General features: G+C 34.1%; 11 protein-coding genes. 1 reads left to right on the top strand and 10 read right to left on the bottom strand.

Annotation, left to right across the window (positions count from 1 at the left end):
* Positions 1-16 precede the first annotated feature (16 nt).
* From BKM63_RS12950 to mnmA, 4 genes are read right to left on the bottom strand one after another with little or no spacing between them, the layout of a single operon-like run.
* Positions 17-427: a hypothetical protein gene (locus BKM63_RS12950; RefSeq protein ID WP_071636993.1), complete on the bottom strand. Its 411-nt coding sequence runs from the start codon at positions 425-427 to the stop codon at positions 17-19.
* Positions 428-447: 20 nt separating this feature from the next.
* Positions 448-1392 carry an NAD(P)H-dependent flavin oxidoreductase gene (locus BKM63_RS12945; protein ID WP_071636992.1) on the bottom strand — a complete coding sequence of 315 codons (945 nt, stop codon included), beginning with the start codon at positions 1390-1392 and terminating at the stop codon, positions 448-450.
* Positions 1393-1400: 8 nt separating this feature from the next.
* Positions 1401-2999, bottom strand: a complete 1599-nt coding sequence (locus BKM63_RS12940; protein WP_071636991.1) for a S8 family serine peptidase — start codon at positions 2997-2999, stop codon at positions 1401-1403.
* A 43-nt stretch (positions 3000-3042) separates the two neighbouring features.
* Positions 3043-4230, bottom strand: coding sequence for a tRNA 2-thiouridine(34) synthase MnmA (gene mnmA, locus BKM63_RS12935; RefSeq protein ID WP_071636990.1), 1188 nt, complete (start codon positions 4228-4230; stop codon positions 3043-3045).
* A gap of 140 nt (positions 4231-4370) precedes the next feature.
* Between mnmA and BKM63_RS12930 the strand changes: the two genes are divergently transcribed.
* The gene (locus BKM63_RS12930; protein ID WP_071636989.1) at positions 4371-6248 is read left to right on the top strand and encodes a PEP/pyruvate-binding domain-containing protein; all 1878 of its coding nucleotides are present in this window, start codon (positions 4371-4373) and stop codon (positions 6246-6248) included.
* A 216-nt stretch (positions 6249-6464) separates the two neighbouring features.
* On the opposite strand, the gene BKM63_RS12925 is transcribed toward BKM63_RS12930, so the two are convergent.
* The 6 genes from BKM63_RS12925 to nagB form a co-directional block, all read right to left on the bottom strand.
* The gene (locus BKM63_RS12925) at positions 6465-7022 is read right to left on the bottom strand and encodes a DUF4956 domain-containing protein (RefSeq protein ID WP_071636988.1); all 558 of its coding nucleotides are present in this window, start codon (positions 7020-7022) and stop codon (positions 6465-6467) included.
* A gap of 199 nt (positions 7023-7221) precedes the next feature.
* Complete coding sequence (locus BKM63_RS12920) at positions 7222-7938, bottom strand: toxin-antitoxin system YwqK family antitoxin (RefSeq protein WP_071636987.1); 717 nt, start codon at positions 7936-7938, stop codon at positions 7222-7224.
* A 144-nt stretch (positions 7939-8082) separates the two neighbouring features.
* The gene (gene yidC / locus BKM63_RS12915; protein WP_071636986.1) at positions 8083-9996 is read right to left on the bottom strand and encodes a membrane protein insertase YidC; all 1914 of its coding nucleotides are present in this window, start codon (positions 9994-9996) and stop codon (positions 8083-8085) included.
* 75 nt (positions 9997-10071) lie between these two features.
* The gene (locus tag BKM63_RS12910; RefSeq protein WP_071636985.1) at positions 10072-11694 is read right to left on the bottom strand and encodes a CTP synthase; all 1623 of its coding nucleotides are present in this window, start codon (positions 11692-11694) and stop codon (positions 10072-10074) included.
* A 456-nt stretch (positions 11695-12150) separates the two neighbouring features.
* Positions 12151-12387 (bottom strand): DUF3820 family protein, encoded by a 237-nt coding sequence (locus BKM63_RS12905; protein ID WP_031454937.1) that lies wholly within the window; start codon positions 12385-12387, stop codon positions 12151-12153.
* A 223-nt stretch (positions 12388-12610) separates the two neighbouring features.
* Positions 12611-14539, bottom strand: a complete 1929-nt coding sequence (gene nagB / locus BKM63_RS12900; RefSeq protein ID WP_071636984.1) for a glucosamine-6-phosphate deaminase — start codon at positions 14537-14539, stop codon at positions 12611-12613.
* Positions 14540-14562: the final 23 nt, after the last annotated feature.

Here is a 14562-nt window from a genome sequence, read left to right as displayed (position 1 = left end):
AAAAGTCAGCAATAAGCTAAACATTAAAAATATTATAAACTATAATATGATCGTCATAGTTTATATAAAGCTGTTTGCGGTAATCTTGTTTTTTACGGGTAATTATTGAAAGCTTGCATTCTTTTCCGTCGTTATCTTTACACAAAAAAGAATATACAATATCTGTATCATTTTCTTCGCGTTCTATATAATCCAAAATATTAAAAAGCTGGATTTCCTGAGAATATACTACAATTCTGTGTTTATCTGTATCTAAAACAACCGAAAGATTCACCAAATCAAGGTTCGACCATTCTCCCCATTTGCCTCTTTCATTTTTTTCTAAAACACTAAATCCTGATGTTTTAAAATGATAAGACTGACTATGAACCTGTTGCAGTCCTAATCCTAAAAACAATAAAATTATATAAGTGCGTATAGAAGTCATAAAATATTTCTTGCAGATAATTAAAACTCAAATGTAGCTTTTTCTTCGCGAGCAGCTTTAAAATCGGCTATCATTTCTTGAACAATTTGTTCGACAGGTAAAATTTCATGAATTAGTCCGGCAATTTGCCCTATTTCGAGCTCACCTTCTTCCAGATCACCTTCAAACATTCCTTTTTTGGCTCTTGCTCTTCCTAAAAGTGCAATTAAATCTTCTTTAGAAGGACATTTTTCGTATAAAGCCTGAACATCTTGATAAAATTTATTTTTCACTAATCGAACTGGAGCTAATTCTTTCAAAGTCAAATGAGTATCTCCTTCTTTTATATTAACTATCGTTTGCTTAAAATTATTGTGGGCAGAAGATTCTATCGATGCTGCGAAACGGCTCCCAACCTGAACACCATCGGCACCCAAAACCATAGCGGCCAGCATTGCTCTTCCGGTTGCTATTCCTCCTGCAGCTAAAATTGGAATTTTAATTTTTTCTTTCACCATCGGAATCAACGTTAAAGTCGTTGTTTCATCACGGCCATTATGTCCGCCGGCTTCAAAACCTTCGGCTACAATGGCATCAACCCCTGCTTCTTGTGCTTTCAAAGCAAAAACACTGCTGCTCACCACATGCACTACTGTAATTCCTTTTTCTTTCAAAAAAGAAGTCCACGTTTTTGGATTTCCTGCCGAAGTAAAAACAATTTTCACGCCTTCCTCCACCACGATATTCATGATTTCTTCAATATTTGGATACAACATCGGAATATTAACACCAAATGGTTTATCAGTAGCTTTTTTGCATTTTTGGATATGTTCTCTTAAAACATCCGGATACATTGATCCGGCCCCAATTAAACCTAAACCTCCGGCATTACTCACCGCCGATGCTAATTTATAACCGCTGTTCCAAATCATTCCTCCCTGAATAATTGGATATTTTATATTGAAAAGCTGTGTAATTCTATTCATTAAAACTTTTATTGCTTTATTATTTTTCCTGTTTTATGTAATCCTCCTGCATCAAAGGTGTAAAAATAGAGCCCATTTGTTAGTCCTTGCACAGAAAGAACCGGATTTTGGTTTGTTATTTGTTTCTCAATCAATTTTTGGCCTAATAATGAATAAATAGATACCGAAGCCATTTCATTATTGAACAAAAAAGAAATATCTGATTTTACGGGATTTGGATAAACCAAAAAATCTGAAGAAACCTGAAATGTTTCAACTCCTAAAGTAGATCCGAAATTTGGAATTCCGTACCCATAATTATTATCAGGATTATTAAATCTGTCTGAAGAAGCCAAAATCATCTGCCTGATTTCTTTGTTGGTTTTAGTTGGAAAAGCCTGCCACAAAGAAGCTGCCATTCCAGCCATAATAGGACATGAAAAAGAAGTTCCGTTTGCAGTGCCAATATTTCCGTTTACATCAGAAACCACCGCTGCTGTCCCTTGTGCCATAACATCTGGTTTTATTCTCCCATCAGAACTTGGTCCTATTGAACTGGAGCTGGATCTTATTTTAGAAGCCGTAACCGAGCCAATCGCCAATACCGAAACAGCATCTGCAGGAGAACCAATATGATTTTCCGTATTTGCACCGTCATTTCCGGCAGAAGCCAGAACTAATATTCCTTTATTAAATGCCATTTCAGCACCACGCGAAACAAAATTTGTTGTTCCGTTCATGTCGCTGTAGGTATGATTATAACGTGATTGATCTCTTTGGTTAAAATAGCCCAATGAACTAGTAATAATATCGACTCCTAAAGCATCCGCCTTTTCTGCAGCTTCAACCCAAAGCGATTCTTCTAAAGGATTTTCTAAAGCGTCAATTTCTGTAATAAAAAGATAATACGACGCATTTGGAGCTGTTCCTACCAAAGCATTTTCTTTGTAACCGCCCATAGTTGAGAGCACTAAAGTTCCATGACTTCCTCCAGTATAAAAATTAGTATTTCTTGTTGTAAAATCATAACCACCCAGAATTCGGTTATTATTTCTAAGATTTGCAAAAGGCTGAGCTGTATTTACACCCGGAAATCCGGCATCTAAAACTGCTATTATTTTTCCTTCCCCGGTAAAATTCTGTTGATGTAAAACCTGCCCGTTCAGCATCTGGATTTGATTGGCAGAATTTCCGTATGAATAATCGATTGCGGTTTGTAACTTCTTAAGTGTTTCTGAAATTTTGTGTTCTGAAACTTTTTTTCCGGTACTATTTAAAGTTCTGTCTGCAAATTCTACTTTTTGCACAAAAGTCAACGCTTTTAAAGCATTTACATTTGCCTGTGTACCACGAATATGAAGCGCATTCAGCCACTTAGACTGTGCCACCACAAGTACTCCTGAGGCCATAACCTGAGTTACAAATGAATTTTCTACAGGAGCATCCGTTACATCTAAAGCAATATTTTGATTTGTCCTTCGGTCTAAAGCTCTTTGAGAAAGCTCTGACAGCGGATTATTAAAAAACGACTGGGCATTTGGCTTGGCATTAAAATAAACCCATGCTTCTTCCTGAGAAAATGCGGTAAATGAAAAAAGTAATACTAGTAAAGTAATGTTGTATCTCATATTATACTTTTTTAACGGAATTGCTTCCTAAGAAAGTATAAAGCTAAGAAATTACTCCCGAACCAACTAATTCATTTTCTAAATACCAGGCTACGAACTGACCTTCTGTAATTGCCGACTGAGGTTCATCAAAACTCACATACATACCACCTTCAAACTGATGCAGAGTTGCTTTTTGCAATGGCTGACGATAACGAATTCTGGCCATTACTTCCATTTTTTCGCCTTCTTTCAGTTTCAAATCTTCGCGAACCCAGTGTACTTCAGAATTCCCAACAAAAAGTGCTTTTTTAAATAAACCCGGATGATTGCTGGTTAAACCTGTATAAATTGTATTTGTTTCAACATCTGTAGCAATTACAAATAACGGATCTGTAGTACCTCCTACATTTAATCCTTTTCTTTGTCCGTTTGTAAAATAATGTGCTCCCTGATGTTTACCCATGAATTTTCCCATTGTTGGAAGATAATTCAGTTTTTGAGCTTCGATTTTTAACTCTTCTTCTAGAGATATTCCTGCTGGTTTTTCAACAGTATAAATTGGATCGTTTTTATCGATTTGAACAATTTTACCTTCTTTTGGCTGTAATTTTTGCTGTAAAAATTCCGGCAGACGAACTTTACCAATAAAGCAAAGTCCTTGAGAATCTTTCTTTTCGGCTGTAACTAATTCCATTTCAGCAGCAATTTCGCGAACTTCCGGTTTTGTCAATGCCCCAATAGGAAACAAAGCTTTAGACAATTGTTCCTGAGACAATTGGCACAAGAAATACGACTGATCTTTGTTAACATCATTTCCGGCAATTAACTGATAAACCGTTTTTCCGTCAACTTCTATTTCGCTTTTCTGGCAGTAATGCCCAGTTGCAACATAATCGGCACCAAGACTAAGGGCGATTTTCATAAAAACATCAAATTTGATTTCGCGGTTACAAAGCACGTCAGGATTTGGAGTTCTTCCTTTTTCGTATTCGTTGAACATATAATCAACGATTTTTTCTTTGTATTCTTCGCTTAAATCAACGGTTTGAAACGGTATTCCAAGTTTTTCTGCAACCAATAAAGCATCGTTACTATCTTCTAACCAAGGGCATTCGTTAGAAATAGTAACCGAATCGTCGTGCCAGTTTTTCATAAAAAGCCCAATAACTTCGTATCCTTGCTGCTGCAATAAATAAGCTGCAACACTAGAATCTACTCCACCAGAAAGACCAACTACTACTCGTTTCATTTTAAAATATTTAATTTTACAAGGGTGCAAAGATACGCCATATTTTAGAAAATTATAATGGTTTTAATTGGTTTATATAATTCGATGGTAGATAAGACTTATTGTTTAAATACTTACTTTTAATATTCAATAAAATTGTCATGAAAAAATACGTTTACAGCTTCTTTTTCTTTTTCATTTTTATGATTTTAAGTGCCCAAAGATATTCTTCATCATTAGCAAATTATGAAGCTTACAAGGCGTTTAGAGGAAAACCGCTTTCTGATAAATTCTCAAATATCGAATCGGTAAAAGTGATTTATGATTTACGAAAACAAAAAATGTATTATTTCAACAGTACTTTGATTCCGCTTCATTATGATTTTGTACTTAATTATCTGAATTACAATCAGGATTTAGAAGTTTTTAATAACAACAATTACAGCGATACACAAAAAAACCGTGATTTTTTACTAGGAAACCTAAACCACATTAAAGGAACTGATAAATGGATTTTTGAGCTCGCTGCTTCAGATCACATGCCAGTAGAACTTATCGAGCGTTTTTTTAACTTGGTTAAAAAGTCAAGTTTTATTGGCGAAAATCTAAAATTTTACCTGAATAATCCACAGCAGATGGAATGGTTTCGTTTGGAAAAAATTAAAATTCCGTGTATAAAATCAGATTATATTTTTAATGAAATAAAATATCAGGAAGTTGTTTCCGGAACTAATATTGGAATTTTAAAACAATACAAAATCAAGGATTTAGACAAAACAAAACCTAAACCAGATGAAATTATAGTTTTAGACGGAACGCCGGATATTTTACCAAATGTAAAGGGAATTATTGTAACCGATCTGCAGACACCGCTGAGTCATTTAGTTCTTTTAGGAAAAAACAGAAAGATTCCTATTATGGCTTATACACTGGCTTTAAAAGATGAAAATATCCAGAAACTGCTTTCTAAAAAAGTAGAATTAAAAATTAAGGTTGATACTTTTTTTATCAAAGAAACCGATAAAAAAATAGTGATTAAAACAAATTCCAAAACCAAAAAACTAACCATTGACAACACGGTTACAGAGCTAGTCGATTTATCTAAAATTCCCAAAAAGGGAGTCAATTATATTGGGTCGAAAGCTCAAAATATGGCATATTTAATTGCTATTGCCAAAGAAATTCCGTTTAAAACTCCGGAAGACGCACATGCTATTCCTTTTTACTATTATTCGAAACATATTCAGAAAGAATCTATCTCTCCTTTGATCACAGAGCTTTTAGCTTCTCCTAAAAAAGATTCGACAGCTTGGGTCAATCAGCAGTTGAAGAAAATTCGCGATGCTATTAAAAAAGAGCCCATCGATCCCGAATTAATTTCAAAATTAAATCTGGCTTTTAAAAACGCTAAATTCAAAAATTTCCGATTTCGTTCTTCTACCAATGCCGAAGATCTTGACGATTTTAACGGCGCCGGCTTATACGATTCTAAGACCGGAATTTTAGGAGACAGCATTAAAACTTTCGAAAAAGCTATTAAACAAGTTTGGGCAAGTGTCTGGAACGAAGCTTCGTATAATGAAAGGGAACTTTTTGGAATCGATCAGCAAAATATAGCCATGGGTGTTTTGGTTCACCGTTCTTTTCCCGACGAACTGGCAAATGGCGTTGTAATTTCAAAAAACATTTTTAGGGAAAACTTTCCGGGAATTACTGTCAATGTTCAAAAAGGAGAAAATTCAGTTGTAAAGCCCGAAAAAGGTGAAATCTGCGAGCAATTTGTTGCCTACCATTTCAATTCAGGAACTAACGACGATGATTTTGATGTTGATTACACTTCTAACTCCAGCCTCAATAATAATGAACCTTTATTAAGCCGAAAAGAAATGAGCGGCCTTTTTATGGTCACCAAAAAAATTGAAGAAAGAATGAACCGCTATTGGCGAAAAAACCAGTTTCATCCCGTAGATATTGAGTTTAAAATCGTGGGAGAAAATCGGGATTTGTACATCAAACAGGTTCGTCCTTTTAACGATTAGGTGCGATTCAACCCAAAAACTCTTATCGCGATCGAATGTGTAAAGTTTATTCTGCCACAGATTAGGGGAACAAAATGATTTATAAGATGCGCTGGTAAAACTCAAGCAGATTTGGCAGATTGAGCAAATTATTCTTCGCGAAGCTTTATCAAAAAATCCGCCTAATCTGATAAATCTGCGTGAAAAAAAAATATCCTTATTTCTAAATTTGTCTGACTAATAATAAACCAAAAGATCTATTTCGTTGGCAACGGTATTCACCAAAACAATCTTAAAATCGAAATCCTGTATGTTTATTTTCTGCTGAATTGCTTTGCGGATGTTTTCATTTTCTAATGAAAAATCACTAATGAGTGGAATTTTTACATCGACAGCATTTAAATATTTTGAAGCTTTTCTATTAACTATTATAGACGCTGCCACGTAAAAACCAATTATGATAATTTGAAAAAAGAGGAGAATTTCTATTTTTTCAAATGGATACATGATATCTAAAATCGAAAGCGTAATAGTCGCAAAAAGAAAAATTATAGCGTTTACTGTAAAAGATTGTGTTCTAAATCTCAGAATTGAAAAAATAGCAAACAAGCCAAAACCAATACCTACGCCAATTTCGATTTTGGTAAATAAATAACAAAGAGAAAAAGTGCAAAGCCCCACAATTACCATCAATGGATTTATGGTTTCATTATCCTTTCTATTAGAGAAAAAATACAAAACCAAAATCGAAAAAAACAACAATAAAAATCGTCCGGCAAGTTCGTTTAAATCCATTGAATCAAAATATTAGCGAATCAAATTTAAACATTTGGAGAAAAAATAAGCTGTGAATTCATGAATTTATTTTAAACAAAATTGTTTGCCACGAATTACACGAATTTACACGAACTAATTTTTCTTCCTAAATAAAAATTAGTGCAAATTCGTGTAATTCGCAGCAAAAAAAAAGCCCGCATGGCGGGCAATAATTGTATTATTCATTTTTAGCTTTCGAATCGGCTTTATAACTGGCTTTTGGGTCGCTCATGTTAACCTCTTTAACTAATTTGCCTTTGGTATAAAACTGCCACATTCCGGCCTTTTTTCCGTTTACAAATTTACCTTTAGAAGCAACTGCACCATCTGAATCGTAAAAAACAGCATTGCCGTTAAACTCATTATTTTTATAGACTGCATCTTCTAAAAGTGTACCGTTTTGTCCAAATCTTTTATAAACTCCTTCTTTTAAACCATTTTTATAGGTCATTTCTTCAGCCACTTTACCATTAGGATAATAAACCGTCCTCATTCCTTCGAGCTTACCTTTTTTATAGTTTTCAGAAGTCATTAAAACTTTAGAAGCTTTGTGGTAGTATTTCCACTCTCCTTCTCTGTCTTTTCCTATTTCTTTTCCTTCACTTACTTTGTTCTTTTTCTGATCGTAAAAAATCGTATAAGAACTTCCATCATTGGCAGTAAAATCGCGTGTTGCAATTATATCTCCTTTTTGGGTATCATCAAAAAAATTAAAAATTCCGGTTTCTTTTCCGTGGCTGAAAGTTCCTTCATAACGAGGACGCTTAGATTCATAAACACCTTTCCAGATGCCGTCTTTTTTTCCGTTGGCATCTAATTTATTAAACTCGGTTTGAGCGTTTAGAAATAAGACACTAAATAATGCCAGTCCAATTATTATTCTTTTAGAAATCATTTGTTATTCAATTTTAAACTTAAACGAAAATTCGTTTCATAAAGTATACCCCGCTTTTTTCAAAGTTAAAACATTCATTGGCTTTTCAAAAGAAAACTTACTTTACAAAATAAAAAAATCCCGATTAAATCGGGATTTTTAGAATTATTTCTTTTTGCCTTGAGCTTTCTTAGCTGCTTCCTGCTGCTCCATTACATCCTGAAGACGTTGTTGGAACTTACTTGGTTTTTTAGGCTCTCTCAATTTATTTTCCTGAATTTGAGCGTGAATCTTATCGCTGTCAACAATATAATTTTTGATGACAAACATAATTCCGATTGTAATTAAGTTTGAAATAAAGTTATACAAACTTAAACCTGCACCATAACTATTAAAGAAAATTAACATCATTAATGGCGAAACATAAATCATGATTTTCATCATTTTAGCCATATCCGGCATACCTTCCTGTTGCGGCGCTGCCATTTGCTGATCTCCTGAAGTCATTTTCATGTAGAAGAAAATCGCAATTGCTGCCAAAATTGGAAACAAACTGATATGATCTCCATATAACGGAATGTTAAATGGTAATTTTGCAACCGCATCAAAAGATGATAAATCGTCTGCCCAAAGGAAACTTTTTTGTCTTAACTCAAAAGCTGCAGGGAAGAACTGGAACGATGCGTACATAAACGGAAGCTGAATCAATGCCGGGATACATCCTGCCATTGGGTTTACTCCTGCTTTGTTGTACAGTTTCATTGTTTCCTGTTGTTTCTTCATTGGGTCTTTTTTGAATTTTTCTCCCAACTCAGCAATATCAGGGCGTAAAACTTTCATTTTAGCCTGAGACAAGAATGATTTATAGGTAATTGGCGACATGGCCAATTTAATAATAATGGTAAAAATGATAATCGCAATTCCTAATGAAAGCCCGATTGTTGAACTTAAGAATCCAAATAACGGAATAAAAATCAATCTGTTGATCCATCCGAAAATTCCCCATCCTAATGGAATTATTTTTTGGAAATTTTTATCGTAAGATTTTAAAACTTTATAATCTGCAGGTCCAAAATACCATTGCATTTTATAATCAATTTCTCCGTTTGAGAATGCTAAAGGAACATTTGTCTTAAACTGTTTAGTAAAGACAGTATCGATTTTTTCGTCGTTCACCAAATTAGTTGACTCTAATTTAGATGTTGCAAATGGTTTGTCAGTTACTAAGATAGAAGTAAAAAAGTGTTGTTTATAAGCTATAAAACTAACTTTTTCTACTGTTTCTTCTTCATGTTTACCTAAACCTGCATAATTAATTTTACCGTCTTCGTGCTCATAATAAATTTCAGCAAAACGGTTTTCATACGAAATACTTTTTTCATTTCTGTATGTTTTCAAATCCCATTGTAAATCTAATGGTTTAGAAGAATTTAAAACTCTGTTTAATCCTTGAGAACGAATATCAAAACCAACTAAATAATCATTTGGTTTTAATATGTATTTGTATTCTAAAAATTCATTAGCCCCAGCTTTTAAACGCATAGATAAAACCTGATCTGCACCAATTTTTTCCAAAGTCGGCTCAAAATACAAATCTTTAGAGTTTAAAGTTCTGTTGTCAATTGTTTGTAATTGAATGTTTAAATTAGAATTATTGTCTTTGATTAATTCAACTAATTGCCCTGAATTTTTCTCAAATTTTTTGAATTCTTTTAGCGTAGCTTCAACTATATAACCACCTTTATTAGCAATCTTAAGTTTAATCTTTTCGTTTTCAATTGTTGTAAAAGAATCTTTTGCAGAAGGAAGCGTAGCAGAATATGCGAAACCACCTAAAGTTTTTTGCAATTTTGCTATTTGAGCTGTATCACCAGGAGTTACGGCAACAGTTGGTGCAATTGCAGTTTTAGCTTTATCAGCTTTTGCTTGAGCTTCTTGTTTAGCTACTAATTCTTTCTTGGCTTTTTCAGCAGCAATTTCTTTCTCAGAAGGTTGATTTTGATACATAATCCAAATCAAAATTCCGAATATCAATACAAAACCAATGATTGAATTAAGGTCTAATTTTTTTTCTTCCATTATTAATTTAAAAAAGTTATTCGTTGAAACTTATTAGTAATGAGTTGATCTCAAAAGTTACATCTTCTCAGAATATTAATTATTATTTTTTTTATGTGCATTTACCGCAGCTGCGACAAAGTTTACAAAAATTGGGTGCGGATTTGCTACTGTACTTTTGTATTCAGGGTGATATTGAACACCTATAAAAAATGGGTGGTTTTCAAGCTCTACAATTTCTACTAATCCAGTATCAGGGTTTACTCCAGAAGCTTTTAAACCAGCTTTTTGTAATTCATCCGCATATTTGTTATTGTACTCATAACGGTGACGGTGGCGTTCTGAAATTGTTTTTTCACCGTAAATTCTATATGCCAGCGTATTTGGCTTAATATCACATTTCCAGGCTCCTAAACGCATTGTTCCTCCTTTGTCTGTAACATTTTTCTGCTCTTCCATTAAATTCACAACCGGATGAGGCGTTTTTTCGTTCATTTCTGTTGAATTTGCATCAGCATAACCTAAAATATTTCTAGAATATTCGATAACAGACATCTGCATTCCCAAACAAATTCCGAAGAAAGGAATATTGTTTTCACGTGCATAACGAACTGCCTCAATTTTTCCTTCAATACCTCTTTCTCCAAATCCAGGCGCAACTAAAACTCCGTCAAGAACGCTTAATTTTTCTTCTACATTATCAATATTAATGTGTTCTGAGTGAATGGAAATCACATTAACTTTAGTTTCATTTGCTGCACCAGCATGAATGAACGCCTCTAAAATAGATTTGTAACAATCCTGCATTTCTACATATTTACCAATCAAACCAATATTTACAGTCTGTTTTGGGTTTTTTAATCTTTTTAAGAAAGTATTCCAGTTTTTAAGATCCGGAGATGCTTTTTTAGGTAAATCTAATTTTTTCAAAGCCACAACATCTAATCCTTCTTCAAGCATTAAATTTGGAACTTCGTATATAGTTGAAGCATCAATAGACTGAATAACTGCTTCTTTTTTAACATTACAAAACAAAGCCAGTTTCTGGCGTAATTCCTGAGACAATTCATGCTCAGTCCTACAAACCAAAATATCTGCTTTGATTCCGCTTTCCATCAAAGTTTTTACAGAGTGCTGCGTTGGTTTTGTTTTTAACTCTCCTGCAGCTGCCAAATAAGGAACTAAAGTTAAATGAATAACAATTCCGTTATTTTCTCCTAATTCCCAAACTAACTGACGAACAGATTCTATATAAGGAAGTGATTCGATATCACCCACAGTTCCACCAATTTCAGTAATTACAATATCATAATCGCCGGATTTACCAAGCAATTGCATTCTGTCTTTGATTTCATTTGTAATATGAGGAACAACCTGAACCGTTTTTCCTAAAAATTCTCCTCTTCTTTCTTTTTCAATAACCGAAAGATAAACTCTTCCTGTAGTAACGTTATTAGCCTGTGAAGTAGGAACGTTCAGGAAACGCTCATAATGACCTAAATCTAAATCTGTTTCTGCACCATCATCTGTTACATAACATTCACCGTGTTCGTATGGGTTTAATGTTCCCGGGTCCACGTTAATGTACGGATCAAATTTTTGAATAGTTGTACGGTATCCTCTTCCTTGTAACAATTTTGCTAAAGATGCCGCGATAATCCCTTTTCCTAATGAAGAAGTCACACCGCCTGTAACAAAAATATATTTTGTTTGATTCATTCTGTTGTAGTTTGTATTGTAGTTGTGTAAAAAACTTGGCAAAAGTACAAATTTAATTAGATAATTTATCAATTAGAGAATGAGATAATTTTGCAAATTTTTAAACAGATCGTTTACTTGGTTTTGTAATCGATAATTTTAACTTTTAATTAGAGATTTTTTTGCAGAATGTCTTTAATTCTGAGTCTAAAAATAGTTTTAAGGAAGGCTTTGAAAGAAATAAAGGTAAAAAATAAGGAAGTACCGCGTCTATTTTATGCAACGATAATTTAATGTATACTTTCCCAGCAGGTTTTTGAACAAAAAAAATATTATAATTTAAAAAACACTGACTTGTACACATTTACGAATTCAGGCTGGAATTCTGTGGTATCACTTTGTTTTTAGAAATTATAATATTTTTGTACTTCAAACTTATATAAAAAAACTTAAATAACAAAAGATTTTTCTTACTATTTATTTTAAAGGCTTAGGATATTGTTTTTTTATGTTCCGAATTAATTCTTCGAGTCCATTTAGTTTTAACTCATAAATAAGCTGCAGCTGCTGCCCTAACTCTCCTTTAGGAAAACCTTTATTATGATACCAAACAACATAATATTCAGGCAAATCGATTAAAAAACGTCCTTCGTATTTCCCGAAAGGCATTTTGGTATGAGCTAATTTTATGAGAAGTTTTTTGTCTTGTTCCATTTTTTTAAATAAGAAAGAAGCTAGAAGAAAGAAAATAGATTGTTCAGCTTATTTTAGTTGCGTGCAAAACTATCATTTATTTTTTCTTTTGCCACAGATTAAAAGGATTTAAAAGATTTTCGCCACGAATTCACGAATTGATTTAAATATAATTCGTGAATTCGTGGCGAATATTTAAAGAGCTAAAAAACTTAGAATCTTAGTCCCTTAGAACCTTAGCATCTTAGTAATGCCATCTCACAAACGCTTCCATCGCTGCATAAGTTGCTAAACCTAATTGCTGGTACAAAGCTGCTGTTTCGCTGTTTCTGTCTTCGGCTCTCTGCCAAAATTCTCTGGCATCGGTTCCCTGAAAAACAACACCGTCTTTTTGCGATTGGTGTTTGAAGATTCCGTGACGTTTTGCCAAAACCTGATCCGGACTCATCGGCACCGCCATTTCAACTTCGTCAATTCCCCATTCCTGCCAAGCACCGCGGTACAACCATAACCAGCAGTCGTTCATAAATGGCTTTGGTTTTAAAGCTTTAACAGCCTCAAAAATAGCATCAAGACACACTTTGTGCGTTCCGTGCGGATCTGCTAAATCTCCTGCAGCATATATTTGGTGCGGTTTAATTTTTTCAATTAAGTCCATTGTAAGCTGAATATCTTCAGGCCCAATTGGTTTCTTTTCAATTGTTCCGGTTTCATAAAATGGCAATTCCATAAAATGAATCTGATCATCAGTTAAACCAACAAAATGACTTGTTGCTCTCGCCTCACCTTTTCTGATTAATCCCTTAATGTAACGAACTTCCGGAATATCAATTTCGCTGTTCTTTTTATTCTCTAAAAAGGTCTGCGCTTTTTTATAAATGTTATCTGCCTCTTCGCTTTTGATTCCGAATTTTTCGTTGTAATCAATTACGAATCTTGCAAAACGAAGCGCTTCATCATCCGCGACAGCGATATTTCCAGAAGTTTGGTAAGCCACATGCACTTCGTGCCCCTGCTCCTGCAAGCGCATGAAAGTTCCTCCCATACTAATAATATCATCATCTGGGTGAGGACTGAAAATCAAAACACGTTTTTTAGCAGGTTCTGCTCTTTCAGGTCGGTTGGTATCTTCTGCATTTGGTTTTCCGCCTGGCCAGCCTGTGATTGTATTTTGTAATTTATTGAAAATTTTAATATTGATGTCGTAAGCCGGACCTGAATCTGCCAATAGATCGCTCATACCGTTTTCGATATAATCGGCATCGGTAAGCATTAAAATTGGTTTTTTAAGATCAAGTGCCAATCCTAAAACGGCTTTACGGATTAATTTATCAGTCCAGACAATTTTCTCAACAAGCCAAGGTTTATTAATTCTCGTTAATTTTGAAGAAGCTTCTTTATCTAAAATAAAAACGGCATTGTTGTGCTCTTGTAAAAACGAAGCCGGAACTCGGTTTGTAACTTCATCTTCAACAGATTTTTTTACAATATTTGCTTTTCCTTCTCCCCAGGCTAATAAAATAACTCTTTTGGCTTCCATAATTTTTTTCACCCCAAGAGTAATCGCAGTTCTTGGCGTATTATTTAATCCGAAGAAATCTTTACTTGCCGCAACTCTTGTGATATGGTCTAATGCAACTAAACGAGTTTTAGAGTTTTGAAGCGAGCCAGATTCGTTAAAACCAATATGCCCGTTTCCTCCAATTCCCAGTATCTGTAAATCGATTCCGCCCAGCGCTTCAATTTTTGCTTCATATTCATGACAATAATCTGCAATTTGTTCTTTTGTTAAAAGTCCGTCCGGAACATGAGCGTTTTCAGGTAAAATATCGACATGGTCAAACAGTAATTCTTTCATAAAACGAACATAACTGTTAATAGAGTTTGGCTCCATTGGGTAATATTCGTCCAGGTTAAAACTGATTACGTTTTTAAAACTCAATCCTTCTTCTTTATGCAGACGAACCAATTCAGCATATAATCCTTTTGGAGAAGAACCTGTTGCCAAACCAAGGATACAAGGCTGATTTTCTTTTTGTTTTGATTGAATTAAAGCGGCAATTTCCTGAGCAACTGCTTTTGAAGCTTCAGAAGAATTTTCAAAAACAACCGTATTGATGTTTTCGAATCGTTTTTCGAACCCTGTTGCTTTGTCGATTTTACTTTTTAACATGATATAGTTTTTTTAATTTTCGC

It is taken from the genome of Flavobacterium johnsoniae, assembly GCF_001879205.1.
Taxonomy (GTDB): domain Bacteria; phylum Bacteroidota; class Bacteroidia; order Flavobacteriales; family Flavobacteriaceae; genus Flavobacterium; species Flavobacterium johnsoniae_A.
The sequence above is the reverse complement of the archived record's forward strand: the minus strand, read 5'-3'. Positions and strand labels throughout refer to the sequence as shown.